At 58.7% G+C, this 16,480-nt stretch carries 20 protein-coding genes and 1 tRNA gene; 3 read left to right on the top strand and 18 right to left on the bottom strand.

From position 1 onward, the window contains the following. Nucleotides 1-116: 116 nt before the first annotated feature. The 17 genes from GYM67_RS08105 to GYM67_RS09455 all read right to left on the bottom strand — a co-directional run bounded on the left by GYM67_RS08105 (nucleotide 117) and on the right by GYM67_RS09455 (nucleotide 13,908). The gene (locus GYM67_RS08105; protein WP_220236385.1) at nucleotides 117-1,283 is read right to left on the bottom strand and encodes an SGNH/GDSL hydrolase family protein; all 1,167 of its coding nucleotides are present in this window, start codon (nucleotides 1,281-1,283) and stop codon (nucleotides 117-119) included. Between the two features lie 8 nt (nucleotides 1,284-1,291). Next, nucleotides 1,292-2,794 carry a hypothetical protein gene (locus tag GYM67_RS08100; protein ID WP_220236384.1) on the bottom strand — a complete coding sequence of 501 codons (1,503 nt, stop codon included), beginning with the start codon at nucleotides 2,792-2,794 and terminating at the stop codon, nucleotides 1,292-1,294. After that, nucleotides 2,791-4,902 carry a tape measure protein gene (locus GYM67_RS08095; protein WP_220236383.1) on the bottom strand — a complete coding sequence of 704 codons (2,112 nt, stop codon included), beginning with the start codon at nucleotides 4,900-4,902 and terminating at the stop codon, nucleotides 2,791-2,793. Before GYM67_RS08095 ends, GYM67_RS08100 begins: the two co-directional genes overlap by 4 nt. 132 nt (nucleotides 4,903-5,034) lie before the next feature. Then, nucleotides 5,035-5,328: a hypothetical protein gene (locus GYM67_RS08090; protein ID WP_220236382.1), complete on the bottom strand. Its 294-nt coding sequence runs from the start codon at nucleotides 5,326-5,328 to the stop codon at nucleotides 5,035-5,037. A gap of 2 nt (nucleotides 5,329-5,330) precedes the next feature. Next, nucleotides 5,331-5,714, bottom strand: a complete 384-nt coding sequence (locus GYM67_RS08085; protein WP_220236381.1) for an HK97-gp10 family putative phage morphogenesis protein — start codon at nucleotides 5,712-5,714, stop codon at nucleotides 5,331-5,333. Further along, a complete protein-coding gene (locus tag GYM67_RS08080; RefSeq protein ID WP_220236380.1) occupies nucleotides 5,707-6,141 on the bottom strand; it encodes a hypothetical protein in 435 nt (144 codons plus the stop codon). The genes GYM67_RS08085 and GYM67_RS08080 overlap by 8 nt, the downstream gene beginning before the upstream one ends. Before the next feature lie 19 nt (nucleotides 6,142-6,160). Next, nucleotides 6,161-6,514 carry a hypothetical protein gene (locus GYM67_RS08075; protein ID WP_220236379.1) on the bottom strand — a complete coding sequence of 118 codons (354 nt, stop codon included), beginning with the start codon at nucleotides 6,512-6,514 and terminating at the stop codon, nucleotides 6,161-6,163. Further along, nucleotides 6,511-6,840, bottom strand: coding sequence for a hypothetical protein (locus tag GYM67_RS08070; RefSeq protein WP_220236378.1), 330 nt, complete (start codon nucleotides 6,838-6,840; stop codon nucleotides 6,511-6,513). The genes GYM67_RS08075 and GYM67_RS08070 overlap by 4 nt, the downstream gene beginning before the upstream one ends. Further along, nucleotides 6,837-8,402 (bottom strand): HK97 family phage prohead protease, encoded by a 1,566-nt coding sequence (locus GYM67_RS08065; protein ID WP_220236377.1) that lies wholly within the window; start codon nucleotides 8,400-8,402, stop codon nucleotides 6,837-6,839. The genes GYM67_RS08070 and GYM67_RS08065 overlap by 4 nt, the downstream gene beginning before the upstream one ends. Beyond that, on the bottom strand, nucleotides 8,389-9,528 hold the full coding sequence (locus GYM67_RS08060) for a phage portal protein (RefSeq protein ID WP_258561486.1): 1,140 nt from the start codon (nucleotides 9,526-9,528) through the stop codon (nucleotides 8,389-8,391). The genes GYM67_RS08065 and GYM67_RS08060 overlap by 14 nt, the downstream gene beginning before the upstream one ends. Before the next feature lie 88 nt (nucleotides 9,529-9,616). Then, on the bottom strand, nucleotides 9,617-11,062 hold the full coding sequence (locus tag GYM67_RS08055; RefSeq protein ID WP_220236376.1) for a hypothetical protein: 1,446 nt from the start codon (nucleotides 11,060-11,062) through the stop codon (nucleotides 9,617-9,619). Next, nucleotides 11,059-11,364: a hypothetical protein gene (locus tag GYM67_RS08050; protein WP_258561485.1), complete on the bottom strand. Its 306-nt coding sequence runs from the start codon at nucleotides 11,362-11,364 to the stop codon at nucleotides 11,059-11,061. Before GYM67_RS08050 ends, GYM67_RS08055 begins: the two co-directional genes overlap by 4 nt. Before the next feature lie 111 nt (nucleotides 11,365-11,475). Then, nucleotides 11,476-12,171: an HNH endonuclease signature motif containing protein gene (locus GYM67_RS08045; protein WP_258561484.1), complete on the bottom strand. Its 696-nt coding sequence runs from the start codon at nucleotides 12,169-12,171 to the stop codon at nucleotides 11,476-11,478. 41 nt (nucleotides 12,172-12,212) lie between these two features. Then, a complete protein-coding gene (locus GYM67_RS09460) occupies nucleotides 12,213-12,404 on the bottom strand; it encodes a helix-turn-helix transcriptional regulator (protein ID WP_390458717.1) in 192 nt (63 codons plus the stop codon). 351 nt (nucleotides 12,405-12,755) lie between these two features. Further along, a complete protein-coding gene (locus GYM67_RS08035) occupies nucleotides 12,756-13,040 on the bottom strand; it encodes a hypothetical protein (protein ID WP_220236373.1) in 285 nt (94 codons plus the stop codon). A gap of 395 nt (nucleotides 13,041-13,435) precedes the next feature. Further along, the gene (locus GYM67_RS08030) at nucleotides 13,436-13,636 is read right to left on the bottom strand and encodes a hypothetical protein (protein ID WP_220236372.1); all 201 of its coding nucleotides are present in this window, start codon (nucleotides 13,634-13,636) and stop codon (nucleotides 13,436-13,438) included. A 29-nt stretch (nucleotides 13,637-13,665) separates the two neighbouring features. Beyond that, nucleotides 13,666-13,908 carry a helix-turn-helix domain-containing protein gene (locus GYM67_RS09455; protein WP_220236371.1) on the bottom strand — a complete coding sequence of 81 codons (243 nt, stop codon included), beginning with the start codon at nucleotides 13,906-13,908 and terminating at the stop codon, nucleotides 13,666-13,668. A gap of 88 nt (nucleotides 13,909-13,996) precedes the next feature. Here GYM67_RS09455 and GYM67_RS09450 point away from each other — a divergent pair, with 88 nt between their 5' ends. Continuing rightward, nucleotides 13,997-14,290 (top strand): helix-turn-helix domain-containing protein, encoded by a 294-nt coding sequence (locus GYM67_RS09450; RefSeq protein WP_396020011.1) that lies wholly within the window; start codon nucleotides 13,997-13,999, stop codon nucleotides 14,288-14,290. Here the strand turns inward: GYM67_RS09450 and GYM67_RS08020 are convergent. Next, nucleotides 14,247-14,323: transfer RNA gene (locus GYM67_RS08020), tRNA-Met, on the bottom strand. The two genes, GYM67_RS09450 and GYM67_RS08020, sit on opposite strands and share 44 nt — an antisense overlap. 96 nt (nucleotides 14,324-14,419) lie before the next feature. Here GYM67_RS08020 and GYM67_RS08015 point away from each other — a divergent pair. Continuing rightward, nucleotides 14,420-15,469: a homoserine O-succinyltransferase gene (locus GYM67_RS08015; protein ID WP_220236370.1), complete on the top strand. Its 1,050-nt coding sequence runs from the start codon at nucleotides 14,420-14,422 to the stop codon at nucleotides 15,467-15,469. A gap of 180 nt (nucleotides 15,470-15,649) precedes the next feature. Continuing rightward, nucleotides 15,650-16,465 (top strand): F0F1 ATP synthase subunit A, encoded by an 816-nt coding sequence (gene atpB, locus GYM67_RS08010; protein WP_220236369.1) that lies wholly within the window; start codon nucleotides 15,650-15,652, stop codon nucleotides 16,463-16,465. Nucleotides 16,466-16,480: the final 15 nt, after the last annotated feature.

Genomic DNA, 16,480 nt, shown 5'->3' with positions numbered 1-16,480 from the left:
CTGTTGGGCTAGACGGTAGGCTTCCAGCTTGTCGCGGGCTGCTGATGCCACCGCCTGTATGATTCCTCCCAGCACAACGCCGGCCGATCCAACGATTGCCACCACCACTGTCTCGCTCATTGGGACACCGGCCAGCAGACATCTGGCAGGCCGACGCCTTTGCCTGCTGACCCGTATATGTTGTTGATCGTGCAGACGCCGTCTGGAGCTGAGATTTTGATGAGCAGGGGTGTCGCGCCGCCGGCCGTGTATCCGAGAACATATCGATCGGACGCTGGCCTGGCTGGGGCCGGAATGGTAGTGAAGTCCCAGCCGGAGAAAACCGAGCTCGGAGAGTCAAATTGGCCCTGGATGTGAACCATGCCATCAACGATTTGTACACTAGCAGTCGTCGGTTGACTGTTGTTGCGTGAAGGCAAAGGTTGCCGGCGGAAACTTACAGTCGAGGGCCCGCCTAAAAGCACTTGGCGAACGAATCTGGCGATAACCGCGTAACCAGCATTGTTGGGGTGCATGTCAAGGTTGCCGCCGCCAAGATCATATATCAAGTCCTGCCGTCCGTATAGCCAAGTCCAGGCATCCCAAACGACGGTGGCGCCTTCGACATTCGCGGCTGACCGTATTTCGCTTGCACGGGCTAACGCATCGCTTGTGACTGGCCGGCAATCCCACATGATGGGAATTGCTATAATTTTCGCAGCGGGCCAGTTGGCGCGGCAAGCATCAAACAAACTCTTCGCTGAATTTTCGACACTGGTTGAGCCATCGTTACGACCGCCGGCCACGATTACGATATCCGGGTTCACGCCACGACTTTTGGCGTATTGGGCTTGTTGCAAGAATGTTCTGCCGCCGGAACCAGGTATGCTGTACCCGCTGCCACCAGAAGCGAAGTTATATTCAGTCCAGCCCATAGACTGTGCCAGCAGGGTGCTCCATCGTTGGGATGGGCTTGAAGCTCGTAGCCCCTCAGTGTATGAGTCGCCAATAAAAAGGCAAGAACCCCCATATAGAGCCCGCCTGGTCTCCGAGCCAGCGCGCCTGATTAAAGCTGCTAAGCCATTGTCCTGTAAATTCCCTGATGTTGCTGCAAAGGAAGCAGCTTCGTCTCTCCATTTTTTTGTATTAGCTGCTGCTGTTGTAACAGCATCGGCAACTTGTGCTGGCAAGACATCGAGGGTGTTGTCGATGCTTTCCGCCATCGCCTGGAACTGAGAGCTGGCGTTTTTAACAAGGTCAGTTCCGGCGGGGTACTTAATGTGATGACGTGGTGTTTCCAGCATGGTGTCTCCTATCGTTGGAAGTAGGTGATTTGCGAGAACTCGCCCCAGGTAATGGGCAGGGCGGTCCAGGGCAGTGTGATGGGGGTCAGGTCCTGCCAATGGCTCATGGTGGGTGGGATCATCGGCAGCGGATGGATCGATATTTCGTTTGAAATGGTGGGTTCATTCCCCTGCCATGTGAAGGTCAGGGTCCCTCCGGTGGCGAGCCAGGCGCCCGACGTGGCGGGGCTGCCGTCGTCACTGAGCAATTTTGTGTATCGGTTGGACACGAACGCCCAGAGGCTTGCGGACGGCTGGAGCTGCTGTTCGAAGTCGTCTATGTCGATGAACCTGCTGCTGGCGGTGATTTTCACGGGACGCAGGCGTAGGGAGGCTGCCTGAAGCCAATCGGCCCATTGTTCGCGTTGCCCCTCGGTGGGCTGCCATACCTTCCCCTTGTAGTGCCCCTCCGATGCGTCGGTGATGATGGCGTCCGTTTCGGCGCTGACCGAGGCGATGGTCTCCTTCAGGTTCGTGGGGAGTCGTCCGCGATCGGATAGGTGAATCTCGTCATCGCTAAAGGTCAAATGCTGTTCAGAATCCTGCCACTCGACCTTTTTGCCTTTGATGATGACCTGGCTCACCGGGTCGGGAAGGGTGAGAGTGTGGCTATCAACCGTTATGTCGCCACCTGAAACCACTTGCTCGGTGTGGCCTGCGCAGGTGACCGTCAGAGTACCGTTGGCGTGCAGGGTTATGAATGCTTTTGCGCCGGCATGGACAGCTTCGATTGTTTCGCTGCCATGCTCATGGGTCTCGTAGTATAAGGGCAGGTCTGGGTCGGCTGCCGCTATCCCGTAAAGGACCGTGGTCAGGTCAGGGAAGGACGAGGTGTCATAGGGCGCGAGGTCGAGGTTTCTGCCCTTTAGCCAATGCACCGTAGCGTCAGAAAGCGGCGGGCAGCCCAGCGATTCCAGGCGCCGCTGTATCTCGTCTATGCGCTGGCCAGCCGGCACTGCCCAGTGGTACCCCGCCAATGCAGGGTCGGACGACACAGGACCTTGCTGGGTTGTCCTGCTGGCGCGCACCAACGTCGAATTGGCATACAGGTTGAGCATATAGCGGCCGTCGCTCAGCTGTTCAATTGTCCCGCCTGTGCTCATCGTGCCCTTGAAGATGGTCAAGGCAGTCGGATCGGGCGGCAGCGTCGGGTCGGGCACATGGCAGAGATGGAAGTCTCGCCATGTTGTGTCGTTGTCCTGCCACTTCTCTTCGGCGTTGAGGTCCGCCCACAATGGCATGCGGGTCAGTTGTATCCATACCTTGGCGCCGGCCAGGCTTGAGCTGTTTCCGGCTACTGTCCCGGTGCGATCCAGTAGGCGGAACTTCAGGACGTTGACTTCTGGCTGCGTAGTGGGTTCATCGGTGCCCCAGTCCACCGTGAAGTCGGTAAGTGCGCATACTCCGCTCTCGTGCCCGGTCAGATTCTCCCAACCATGGCCGCGGTCGATGAACAGGAAGGGTTGTCTCATCGGCGGTGCCCCGCATAGTCGTTGAGTATTTTCCTGATTTTCTTGGCGCCGTCCTCGCCGTCGAGGATGCCGTTAACTGTGAGGTTGATGATAATGGGGGACTTGTTGGGTATGGACGGGCCGAGGTTGTAGGAGGTGCGGCTGAGGGGGGTCACCTGCGCTCCTCGGGGCAGGGTTAGCAGTTCTGGCCCAGCTTCGCCGACCATGACCGTGCCGGCTGCGCGCAGTATGCCTCCAGAGGCTAGCTTGGGAATTTTGAAGCTTTTGCCGCCGACGGCAGGCACCCAGTCCGGTACGTCGAATCCGAAACCCCCTACTGTGCTGTTCCATATGCTCTTGATGCCGTTCACGGCAGCGCGGAAGGGGGCAGTCAGCGTGTCTGCGATGCCGCCGAAGAAGCCCGCGATTCTTCCTGGGACTCCAGCGAACCAACTTGTAAGCCCCTCCCATTTCGATTGCGCCCAGGAGCTGGCTGCATTGAAAGGCTGACTTAGAAGAGATCCGATGCCGGCGAAGAAACCGCCTATCGTTCCTGGAATGCCGGAGAAGAACGCCTGCACACCCTGCCATTTCTCGGTGATCCAATCGCCGGCCTGGCCGAACCAAGCTCGGATGTTGGCGATGGATGAGCTGAGAAAAGAGGTGAAAGCCTCCCATATTCGCTGGCCGGTCTGCGTCTTTGCGAAGAAGTAAGCCAGGCCGGCGGTCAAGGCGGCAACAGCCACAACCACTAGCATGATGGGGTTCATGTTCATGACCACGTTGAACGCCGCTTGGGCTGCTGTCGCTATCCGTGTGATGGCGTTCCATGCCCCCAGCACCCCATTCCATGCTGCTATAGCCAACTTGCCCGCCAGGAAGGCCCCGCCTATGGCGCCGACACTCACGGCCAAGGCCTGGAATGGGTCCTTGTACCTAGACACAAACCCGCCGACCGCTTCGAGAGCGCGGCCGGTGCCGCTGATGGTATCCTTCGCCAGCGTCCACATTCCGGTGTCCAGATGCATGTCGCTGAACTGGTTCTTGGCACCGATGATGGCATCCACGAAAGGTGCCATGACGTCGGCGACGGCCTTGAAGGCGCTTTTGACGCCGGCCATCGCGGGACCGGCGGACTGCGAGAGGGCTTCGAAGGCATCATGTACGTTGCTTTTAACGAATTCGAGGGCCGGCCCAATATAGGTCTTGGCATCCGTGATGATTGATTGCACGGCGCTTCCCAGGCCCGAGTTCTGCACGTAGTCGGTAATCTTCCCGATACCGTCGGCTGCCAGTTTCGAGGCATCGTTGATGCCCTGGGTGGCCTTGCCCATCATGTCGGTCAGGAACGGGGAGACTTTAGCGATAGCATTGCCGAGGCCGCGGACGACGGCCGTTTTCATATTCTGCGCGCTGGTGGCGATGCCGTTAGTGGCGTCCTTGGCTTGTTTGCTGAAGGATGCGAACCCGTTGATGCCGTGGTCGTTGAGCTGCAGGATGGCATCGTTGAACTGGCCGAACGTGGTGGTACCGGATTTCATGGACTCGTACAGGTCCATGGAGTTGTGGCCGGCACCAAGGATCGCGATGGCCAACTGGTTCATTTGGCCGGGCATCGCATCGGTCATGCTCCGCCAGGATTGTAGGTCTGGTTTCCCGTTGGCCAGCATTTGTGAATACTGCTCCATGGCATTTGCGGCCACGGCTGTACCCTTTCCGCCGGCCAGCAGGGCGTTGTTCAGTGCCAGGGACAGGTCGGTGGCCTTGCCCAGTCCGCCGGTGAGGGGGGCCAGTTTCTGAGTCATGCCGGCCATCTCGTCCAGGCTGGTCGGCAGGCCGGAGAGCTTATCGCTCATCTTCTGGATCGAGGCAGTGGCCTCCTGGGAGCTATAGCCGAGGTTCTGCATAATCTTAGGGAAGTTGTTCATGGTGTCCACGCGGCTGACCGCGCTGTCCACCGAGGACCTGAGAACGTTGAATGCTTTGGAGGCGACATTCTGGACGATGCCGGACACTGCTCCCATCTTCGCAGCGAAACCGCTTGCCGATTGCGCGGCGCTGCCCATGGCTTTGCTGGCGCTGCTGGAATCGCCAATGATCTTAACCGCAAGTATTGCGCTCTTAGCCATTTGCTGCCTCCTCCTGCATTTCCTGTTCTTCTTCCAGCAGCCATGCCGCCGTGCCTAGGTCCCGCTCGTCGGGATGTGTTTCTCGCCGCCATTCCCACGGAGTTCCTCCGAAACGGGCGGCGAGGACCACGCTCAACTCAGAGAGGCTTCCGGAGGGCCAGCAGGCAAAGGGGTATCGGTCTCCCTGCGCTGGTCGATGTCCTCGACGGTCTGGGCCCAATCTTCAAAACCTTGGCCGTCCGTGAGCTGATGAGACCGGCGCAGGGCAAAGTAGGTGGCATAGGTGAAGGATTCGATGGGCGATTCCTGAACGTTGCCCCAGCCGGCTGCTTTGCCGTACTTTTCCGCCTGCATCTTGTCGAACAGGCTTACCGTGACGGAGCCGCTGGTCCCGTCCAGGTATTCGATGATGGTTGTAGTTGCCATGTCTATGCTCCTTGCACTTGTTCCAGCAGTTTCTTTATCTCTGATTCATAGATGCCTACCCATGTGGGCTCTGTCTGCCGGGCGGCATCTACAAGGAAGGGATGAGGTTGAATGTGGTGGTCGCGCCATCCCCAGTGGATGGGTCCGGCGTAGGGGACGGAGGCTTTGCCGGCCCTGAGTACGCCGGCTTTCTGGGTAGCACCGGCACGAACCGATTGTTGCAGTCGTCCGCTTCTGATGGGGGTCTCGGCTCTGGCAGTCGGGATGATGGAAGCCGCTGCCTTGCGGTTAACGGCGCGCAGGTCCTTCATGTCTGCCCCGGCTTTGCGCAGGGTCCGTGCCAGTTGCGCGGACCCCTTGACTTCAATTGCCGAACGTTTACTCATCACTTACTGACGGCTCAGGGGTATTTGGGGCCAGCTTCACGTTGGTGGCTGTAAAGCTGAAGTCTTGGTCATTCTTCTTCTTCACGTCGCCGCCAATGGCGATGGGTGAGATCAGCACGTCCCCGCTGAAACCCAGATCCCCCGCATTGTTGGGTATGTACTTGAAGGGCTTGGTCTTTCCGGAGTTGTTGAAGCACCAGGCCTGAAGGCCTGTCTTGCTGTAGTTCTCTTTGATGGTGCCGTCCATGGTCCAGCTAACGGACTGGGACCCGGCCTCGGATGTACCGTCCAGAAAGTCCAGCGGGTCGTCCGAATCGGCTTTGGGGGTCAGCGTTACCTTGGTGGCGTCCGCGTCGAACCGTTGGGAATCGTCGGCTTCGCCGATGATGAGCGTTCCGGGTCCCAGCGTCCTGATTTTCTCCGCCATGTTTGTTCTCCTTAATTATTCATGGGTTGAGGGTGATTTGATAGGCGGCCAGACTGCCCGAACCGTTGGTGTAGGTGACGGGTCGGGCGTTGTGCATGTTGATGTGGTCGGCTTGGAGCTTCTCGATGACAGGCAGAATGAGGCCTAGAGCGTCCACCTGCGTCGCCATGGTGCCAGCGATGACGATAATTGACCATCGCGCTTCCTGGATTTCCCAGCCTTCGAAGTCGATTTCCGGTGGGTTGACGAGGATAGCGGCTTTGCCGGGTAAGGGGCGCAGACTCTGGGCGTCAATGGTGATGACGGATACGAGGTTCCCCACGCTGTCGGTCAGTCGTTCGATGAGATCTTCGCGTTGGTCGTTGATGGTCATGAGATCACCAGCCCGCCAGTGTTGACACCGGCCGCTTTGAGCTTGGGCCAGACGCTTCGCAGGGGATCAGTCGAAACCCGGAACGGCTCTAGTGTCTCGCTGCCCACGTCCATGATGCCCAGCCGCGCGTCCCTGCTGTTGTACAGGTCTGCTGCACAACTAACCACGCAATCAGCGCGGATTTCATCGGCGACCTTCTGCCTGCCTATGGCGCTTTCAACGTAGACCTTGGCTGCACCCAGCTTCTCGTTCAGGCGGTCCTCGTCGCCCTTTTCGACAGACACCTCGCTGCGTAGCCGGGCGATTAGTTCAGCATCGCTTATCATGCGGATACACCAGCGAACTTGATGGGCAGAAGGCCGTCGGCGAATGTTTCAGCGATGGCCATGTACCCATAGACGCTGAAGGAGTCTACCAGTTTGGTGGTGTCGCTATCACTCAGCTGGGTAGGGCCACCGGACTCCCAAACCGTGACCGCCTCGGGGTCGAGGAAGGCGGCTGTGCCGACGGGAGCCTTCGGCAGGATCTGGACGGGCATACGCATCAGGTCGCCGACGGTACCGGTAAGGTTGAAAGAACCGATGGTGTCGCTACCCTTGCCGGAGATGTCCAGGAATCGGTTGCCGGAGTCCTTTAGGCCGATGATGGCCTTAGCCACATCTTTGGAGACCACCAGCCGGTCCATCATGGCATTGCGGTCGTCCATCTCCTCGGCCGCGTCCAGTAGCAGACCGGCCCAATGGTCAGCGGTCATTTTGTCGAGTGCCACAGGTGCGTCGATTTTGTTCGGGTCGGTCTGGGCGTCCCTGCGGTCACTGATGAGCTTGTATAGGAAGTCGCGCGCGGCCTGTTCGGTAGCTGCCGCATAAGCGTTGTTCAGCGCTTTTAGAGCGGTATTGAGCATGGGGGTAGTGGACCGCTCGATGGTCTGGCGGGAGAGGGACGTGTAACCGCCGTAGGTCTCGATGTCGGCGGTCTTGGTTCCGAACTTGACCTTGCCGAAGGGCAGAGCGCCACCTTCGCTGGCTTGCTTGGATGTTTTGGTGGTGTCGCTGGTCACCACGTGGTATTCCATGCTCATGCCTTTGGCTGGCAGTGTGTCGTGGGTCAGCACGCCCATGACCTTGCGGCGCTGCTGGATCAGGCGCAGGTCGTCGGCAATCCAGGTGGCGGTGTTGCCAGTGTCGCCGGTGGCGATGAAGTCGCGGCACTCGTTCATGATTTCGATGGCTTCGGGCTCTTCGTTATAAAGCCCCTTCAGGTATTCCGCTTGGGAGCGGTACTTGCCGCCGATGACTGGGCCGGGTTCGGGATTGAAGCCCTTGGCGATGGCCGCCTGCATAGAGCGCTGCTGTTCCTTGATGGCCGCCAGTTCTTCGGCGAGTTTGTCGTTGTCGGTCATGGAGTTGTTCTCCTTGTCATTGGTGTTATCTACTGATCGTTGGGCTGTGATTTTGGCCGCCTCGTATGCGGGCCAGGAGACGACGGAGGTTTCGAGTAGGCGGACTTTGCGACGGTGAATGACGCCCGCCTTATCGCGTTCGGATTGCACGGGCACGAAGCCGACAGATAAGCTGTCAAGAACGCCATCGCGCAGGAATTGGACCACATCACGACCTCTTGCAGTGTCACTGATGCGCGCCTGAATGTGCAGGCCGTCCTCGCGAGCTTCGGACTTGGTGATGCGACCAATGAGCTCGCCGTGCTGATAGCAGAGCTTGGCGTTCTCCACGTCCTCAAACTCGCAATCCCGGTCGAAGGTCTCGGGGCCGTCCCAGGTATCGATAATGTCGCCGAACGGCACCGCCAGCCCTTCAAGGTCGCGGCCGTCGCCCTCCTCGTTGGACCGCAGGCATACGCCCTTCAGCCCGATTTCACGCATTTGCATTCTTGGTCTCCTTCGTTTGAGGTGCGTCAGTCGGCAGGGGTTCATAGCCTTCGCGCTTGCGTACGTCGTTGATGGTCATCCACCCGGATTCGATGGCGGTTTGGTAGGCGCCGAACCGGGCTGCCATGTCTGCTCGTCGGCTTGAGTCCCAGTCGAATTTCACGCTTCGGCCTCTTGGCAGGAGCGAGGTCAGCGCCTCCTCGATTTCGCCGGTGTAAGCCGCCAAGGTGTAGTCGGCGAACTCTATCCAGCTTTGCTCGATGTTGCTGTAGGTGAGGTTAGATCCATCGACTGCTGCAAGCATGATGGAGGCGGGTATGCCAAGGAGCCGTGCAATCTGAGTAGTGTCGAACTTTTGAGTCTCCAGGAATTGCAGATCGGCGGGCTTCATGGCCAGCGGAACATATGTCAGGTCGCTGCCCACCACCTTGATGTCGCCGGCCTTGCCGCTCTTGTTCCATGCCTTCTTAGCCTGGTTCGCGCTTTCTGGGGTAATCTTCTGGTCGGTCTTCAGGTAGCCCTTGACGTTGCTTGAATCGGTGTAGAAGTGGGCCTTGTAGTCGCGTGCCATCCTGGCGCCTTCCACCTCTTCGCGTGCCGCCGAGATAGGCCCGAGTCCCCGCAGTCGGCCCGGAACAGCTAGGAACTTGCAGTGGATGACTTCTTCGGCCGAATAGTCGCGGCCCAGGTAGCTGAAACGGAGCTTGGGGGCCGCCGGGTCCTTGCCGTCATTGCTGACCGTGACCAGGCTAGGGGGCAGGACCTCGCAGGACACGGTGTTGCCCTCAAACTTGATTAATCGAATGAAGGCGTTGCCGTCCAGGGCCATGCTGGCTACCAGGTCGGCGAAGAAGTCGCGGCGGGAGCGATTCACGTCGGGCCGCTCGATAATGGACGTAGTGGTTTCCAAGTTCAGGCCGTTACGGACCTCATGCAGGGGCAGGCCTGTGATGGCGGTCTGCAACACCTGGATACCGCGGAAGACGGTAGAAAGCTGCAATGGGTCATAGGTGCCGGTGCGATCAGGTGGTCGCAGCCCCTCGGGCATGTCGTCCAGGGCTTCCTCGCCCCGGGTCATAACCCTGCCTGCAACTTTCATACGTTGCCATAGACTCATTTTGCTCATGGCCCCAGTGATAGCCATGCTCAGAACGGCCGAGCAAGGATTTCGGGTTCAGGTGGGTTCAGGTGGGTTCAGGTGGGTTCAGGCTGGGTTAGTAGATTTGAGGAGTCCAGTTGGTGTCCGGCAGGTGGGTGATGCCCCAGGTCGCCAACATGCAGGATTCGAGGGGCGAGGTCAGCCCGGTGCTGCCCCGGCGGGTCACGCGCCAGGCATCACCACTCCATGTCCTAGCGCAGATGGCGGCGGACTCGTCCAGCTCTTCGTCAGTGGCGTGGAGTACTACCCCGTTCTGCAAGCCGGATACGAAGGCTTGGCCAGTGGCCATATAGTCGCCAGCCGCCATGGGCACGAACCGGATGGCAGGGTCGCCGGCCTGATCCGTCATGGCTTCCAGTCGGTCGTGCAGGTCAGCGTTCGGCCCTCGGTCGTCCATCACCAGGGGAGCGTGATAGCGGGTGCAGAGGCGGCGTATTTCGTCGGGGGCCCGGCCGGTACCGTCCAGCACGTTGAGTAGTTGGGTAGCGATGGTGCCATCCTGCCGGCGGATGGCCACGGAGATGCTGGTGTGGGTGGCATCGAGGTCCACCGCAGTGCCGAAGGCCAGTTCTTCATCTGCCAGGTCGGTCGGCTCGATTGGCGACACGGTCGTGGCCTCCCACAGCTCGGCCGGTATGATGCGGTCGATAATGCCGGTATCGCGGCGGTTGCCGAATGCGCGGGCCCAACCGGCTACATCGTCGCGGAAACCTTCGCGGAACTGGCGTAGCTGGCGCAGATCCCAGAGCAGGTTGGCGGCCGGATGGTGCTGCATGATGATGTTCAGGTCCTCGGGGTCGCTGTCCTTGGGGATGCCCCAGTCAAACCAGCAGGTGTGCTCGGGCACATTCCCCTCGCGCAGGCCGTCGATGATGGGGTTGAAGAAGGTCGAATTCGCAGTACCTTCGGTGCTGGTTATCCAGACCTGGGGCTGCACGCCGGTTTTCATGTACCGGGTGGCGGTCGTGGGCAGGAATCCGTCGATGATGGCCTTGCCGGTCTCGGATGAAAGTGAGAATGCTTCATCGAGGGTGATTTTATCGCCCTGAACGCCGTGACCGGCTACCCTTGTGACGGCCATGGGCTTGATGACGCTCCCATTCAGGAACTGTTGCTGCATCGACCCGTTGCTCAGCTTGGGTTTGCGTGCGATCTGTGCGAGTGGCGAGGGTTGCAGCTTCTTCAAGAACTCCTTGAAGTGGTCATCGGCGTCTTTGCCGGTCTGGGCAAGGTAGTAAATGTACCGGTTCGCGCCCCATTGGGCGTTGCGGGTGTCCTCGGTATCGACCAGCGTGGACTTGCCACACTGCCGAGGGGTGGAAAGCACCACGGTGTCGTAAAAGTAGGTGCCGGTGGAGGGGTCAATCTCGCCGGCCACGTCGGCCACATACCGCTGCCAAGGCAGTAGGGGAGTGCTAAGCAGCTCTGCGTATTTGGCGACGATACCGCCGTCGGTCTGCCGGTCCGGGTTGCGTTTGGTCCCTCCCCTGAGTGGCGTCACTTGGCGCTCGATTCAGCCAGAAGGGAGCCAAGGGCTTCATCGACATTTGGGGTCTCAGGGTAGATTTCGCGCAGCTCGTCCAAATAGGCCCGGTACTCGGCCATGTTTCGGCTGGTCTCTCTGCCGGCGGCGTTCTGGCTGTCGATATTCCGGGCTAGGGAGACCATGGACTTGCATATCACCTTCGCATAGCTGGTCAATGCCCTTTCCTTGGTGATGTCCTCGATGAGCTCGATGGTGGCGTTCTCCTGGTAGCGGTTGGTGGACTCGAACTCCTGCAATCCCGGCAGCATGTCCTGCATAGTGTCTCCTTTCGTTGATTTTTCACCGTTTCTAGCCGTTTTTTATTTGAGTTGGGGGGAGAAAAAACTGGGCGCGCGGTCTGCTGGCCAACCGTCGGCTTAAAAAAGAGCTCACCAACTCGGCCGGGCTTTGGTTGCCGTCGGCTTGCGTCGAAGGCCAAGAGCAGCCAGGCGTTCACGTCTTCGAGCCTGGCGCGTATCCAGGAGTCGCTGGCTGATTCTGAGCGCATACCATCTCCGGGCAATCAGCTCTTCGCCATGCGTTCTGCCGTCAGCCCTCAGTCGCTCAGATACCGTGGCCTGTCCTGGATCCACTACATGCAGGCTGTAGTCCAGCGCCAGCCATTCGTCCAGCATGTGAGGGTGTCGTCGGCTGGTCGGCAGGCTCTTGATTATCCACACGTCCACCGGGTCGCCGAGTCTGACCAGACGGTTGAAAGCTCCCTGCCAGGCTCCCTGGGCTGCTGCCACCAGGGGTGCCGGCCGCTCCTTGCGGATGTCCGACATCGGCTGGATGGATCGTGCTAGTTTGTCGAAGTCAAGTACCAAGGCGTCGTCTGCGGCATGGCTGGCCACATAAGTGCTCTTGCCTGCTTCCGGAGGACCCATGACCACGTGAATATTGGCCCCATAGCCGCTGAGTATCCGGTCCTGCCGGCTGGCGTTGCAGTGCTTGCATGCCCGGCGGATGTTGGCTACGGTGTCCTTGCCTCCGAGGTGGTATGGCCGGATGTGGTCGTCCTCCTCGCCTTGGCCGGTGCAGCCCGGCAGGCCGAGCCAGCACTCGTTGCCGTAAGTCCTTATCACCTGAGCTCTTATGGCCGGAGCGATAGTCTGCCGGCGACCCATCAGTTGCCCCTCTTGCGTCGGTCGGCAACCCACTGGTCCAGCGCCCATAACTCATAGCGGATCATACGTGACGGTTCAAGTCGGATGTAGGCAGGCCCGGTTCGGCTAGCCCGCATTCGCTTCATAGTCGATACCGATACACCGAGATAGATCGCGGCCTGTTCGGTGCTGAGCTTAGCTCTAGGATTCATGGTCGCCTTCCTGGAACAGCTGCTGCTGGCCGAAAGCCGATGATGGCTGATTGCTTGTTTTGCCTTGAATCTCGGCAACCCGGTCATTGACCCATCGGCGAAACTGCCGACTGTCCAGGCATCAGTTTTCACCGCGCCTGTAGACCATGAGACCCTCGGCCTGCAATCCCCGGAATTCAATGACAGTATTCAGTCCCAAAGGGCGAAAGCATTCCCTGGCTGTCAATTCGGTGGAACCGCAGCGGCTCGCTGCCTTGTCAATCCTGTCAGCCAGTACCATCAGTGAGTGGACTGTATTAACCGGTTGTGAATATGGGCTCAATGCTTCGCCGATAGTTACTTTCGTTGCCATCAGACCACCACCAGGTACTCGTAGGAGCGGCACCAGCGGGCCAGCATTCTTAGCGTGGTCTCGATGTCATAGGCTTTCTGGCCCCGGACTTTCAAAGTGTGCCGGGGCATGTGATTGTCATGAATCAGCTTCTGGACCTCATTGTCGGACAGACCGGATCGACGGATGATGGCCTGTCTGGTGACATACTTGACGCCCCGCTGCTTGAGTGAGTCCAGATAGGGCAACAGGCTTCTGGTCTGCTGCCTGAGTGTTTCTTCAAAGGTAAGTTTTCCGATTCCCATGGTTAGGCTCCTTCCCTAGAGGTTGTGTTTGTGAGGACTTTTGGGTGGTGAGGTTAGAGAAGTCAAGACCTAGTCAGGCCCAGCAGCGATAGTTTCGGCTGGGTCTGACTGTGTAGGTCTTGGCAATGGCTTTCGGTATGGAGCCGGCCGTCGATTGCAAGAGCGTCCGAAGACGCCGGGAATGGTCCCGATGGGCAACCCACATGCGTGGTAGAGCTGCCAGATTCCGCCTTAATCAGCGTCACCCACCGGTCTGGAGCAGAACTTCGTCTCGAAAATAGCGCGACTGCCACGCGCCTGGCGTACCGGGTGCTCAATCCCGGCTAAGCGCCTAGGGCTCCGCCACACGGCCCATCAATGGCTTTCGGTTGTACATCGCTTACAGCCGGATTCGGCTACTGGGGCACCCAGTGCCCCGGCCAGCCGCCATGGACCAGCCTGTTATGCTCTGCAATGGCGTCGCTGGCCTGAGCCTTGAACGCTTTCAACTGGTCCAATGTCAGGACCATGACCTGGCGAATATCGCCAGTAGAGACCTCCACAGTGAACACATCAGGGTAATCCCGGTTCATTGTTACATTCGTCTTCGTTGACATGGTTGCCGCATTCCCTTCTCTTGCTTGGCTTATGACCGAGCTTCTATTGGTTCACGTCCAAGGAGTTCATCAACACTGATGTGGAATAGATCGGATAACTTTAAAACGTCATGAAGGGTGAATTGGGTGCGACCATTCATCTTTTGAGTTATCAGCGATGGTGTGCAACCCAGATAGCGGGAGAGGTCAGTCCGGGACATGCCCCGCTCTCTGAGAAGGCTATTCAGCTTCGCTATGAACTGCGTGTAATTACCTAAGTGTAATTTAGTCATACTTAAACTATATGGCATTTTCTTTTTAGCGCAAGTTGGCCATTGCTAGTTTGACAATAATTTGTTAAATAATGCTAAACTATTAAGTATGACTACAAAAACTAGGGAACGAAAAGCTGCAACAAGTTCATTAGAGAGCGTCATAAGCATGAACATGAAAGTCGCTCTTGCCATTCGAAATAAGAGCCAGTCAGACCTCGCTCGCAGCATGGGGGTTTCAAGCGGCGTGATTTCCCAGAAAATGCACGGGACGACTGCCTGGACCATTTCAGATATGGAAAAGGCCGGTGAATTCCTAGGAATTCAACCGGCCAAATTTCTCGAACCCAACGGGCTTTTGGTAGCGGGGTCAGGATTTGAACCTGAGACCTCTGGGTTATGAGCCCAGCGAGCTACCGAACTGCTCCACCCCGCGTCGGCTGTTCAACACAGCAGTTATCTATATTACGGATTCCATCGCCCTTGTCAAGTCCGTGCGTGGGCATTCGTATCCAGGGGGATAATGGGAGCCATGCCTATCACCATCCCCACCGGATTGCCGGCCAGATCCATCCTGGATTCGGAGCGTATCTTCGCCCTGGAAAGCCACGAGGCGGAGCGCCAGGAGATGCGTCCGCTCAGGCTGGTCATCCTCAACCTGATGCCCACCAAGGTGGAGACCGAGACCCAGCTGCTGCGGCTGATCTCCAAGTCGCCACTTCAGGTGGAGATCGACTTCATGAAGACTTCAACCCATCAGGCCGTGCACACAAGCATGGATCACCTGGTCAAGTTCTACGAAAATCTGGATTCCTTCCAGGGCAATTGTTATGACGGTCTTGTCGTGACGGGTGCCCCGGTGGAGCAGATGGACTTCGAGCAGGTCGACTACTGGGAGGAACTTACCCACATTCTGGACTGGGCATCTACCCACGTCTTCTCTACTATGTATCTGTGCTGGGGAGCCATGGCCGGGCTCTACCACCGCCACGGCATCGCCAAGCGCGACCTGGATCGCAAGGTCTTCGGGGTCTTTCCTCAGTATCTGCAGGACGAGTACTGCTTCATCACCAATGGCTTCGACGAGATAGCCCTGCAGCCCCACTCCCGCTGGGCCGGGGTGGACGAGGACCAGGTGCGGGCCTGTCCGGATCTGCAGGTGCTGACCTGGGGTCCCCGGTCTGGCCCGGGGCTTATCAGCACCCGGGATTTCTCAGAGATTTTCGTGCTGGGTCACTGGGAGTACGACCGCGACACCCTGGCCCGCGAGTACCAGCGCGACATGGCCAAGGGCCTGGACCAGGTGCCTTTCCCGGTCAACTACTATCCTCACGACGATCCCACGCTGGAGCCGGTCTTCTCCTGGCGGGCCCATGCCAATCTGCTCTGGCGCAACTGGCTGAACTGGGTCTACGAGACCACCCCCTACGACTTGGACCAGGTGCCGACGTTGCGGGCGGCGGGCCGTCTAGGCACAGACCGGTCCGTCAGACACGCGCCTGAATGCCCGCGGGCTGACGGATACCGGCCCATGGCGGGTGATGGGTACGGGCTTGTTCCCGGCGCTGTTGACTGTCGATAAAGATTGGACGAATTTCGTCACCAGCCTGTCCACACCGCGGAGCAAATCCTGCCCGCAAACGCTATCTGTGACACACTGGTTGAATCCATGGTCGCCGTGGTGTGGGTACACTATCGACACGGTGCAGCCATGAGTCGCACACGCGCTATAGTGTTCACTGTGTCGTTCAGGAGGCGATAGATGCTAGAGGCAATGGGAAGTGGAGCTTTCAGTCTGGCCATGGCCAAGCCGAGCGAGCTGCCTTCCATCGAGGATTTCCTGCCTCCTGAGATTCTTTTCCAGGGAACGCCCTTCGCCATGAACCGGATCATCCTGGTCAGATTCGTGGCCATGGTCATCATCCTTCTGGTGCTGGGAATCACCGCCGCAAGGGCCAAGCTGATCCCCTCCCGCTGGCAGGGGGCCATCGAGTGGGTCATCGAGTTCATCCGTGACTCGGTCGTCTACGACACCTTGGGCGAGATTCGCGGCAAGCGCTACGTGCCCATGATTACGACCATCTTCCTGACCATCCTGGTCTTCAACCTCTGCGGCATTGTGCCGGGCATGAACATCGCGGCCACTGCGACCATCACTATGCCACTGGTCTTCGCCATCTGGACTTTCTGCCAGTACATGGTGACGGGATTCCGGGAGCAGGGTGTCTGGGGCTATTTCAAATCGGAGCTCTTTCCGGCTGGAGTGCCTTGGCCTCTCTATATCATTCTGACGCCCATCCAGCTTCTGGAGATGGTCATCGTCAAGCCGGCCTCCCTGACCATTCGACTCTTTGCCAACATGATCGCCGGCCATCTGCTGGTGGCGGTCAGTCTGGCCTTCACCCAGTTCTACATCATTGAGGCCGGCAACAAGTCCCTGGCCCTGGCTGGCGTAGGCTGGTTCGTTCTGGGCTTCGCCTTGACGGCCTTTGAAATCTTCGTGGCGGCCCTCCAGGCCTACATCTTCGCTATCCTGACCACGGTCTACATCTCCATGAGTTACCCTGAAGAAGGTTGAGGGGAAAGGACAAGC

Origin of the sequence: Bifidobacterium asteroides, from assembly GCF_019469425.1 — a bacterium.
In the GTDB taxonomy this organism is placed as follows: Bacteria; Actinomycetota; Actinomycetes; order Actinomycetales; family Bifidobacteriaceae; genus Bombiscardovia; species Bombiscardovia asteroides_I.
This window is presented reverse-complemented; position numbering and strand designations above follow the sequence as displayed.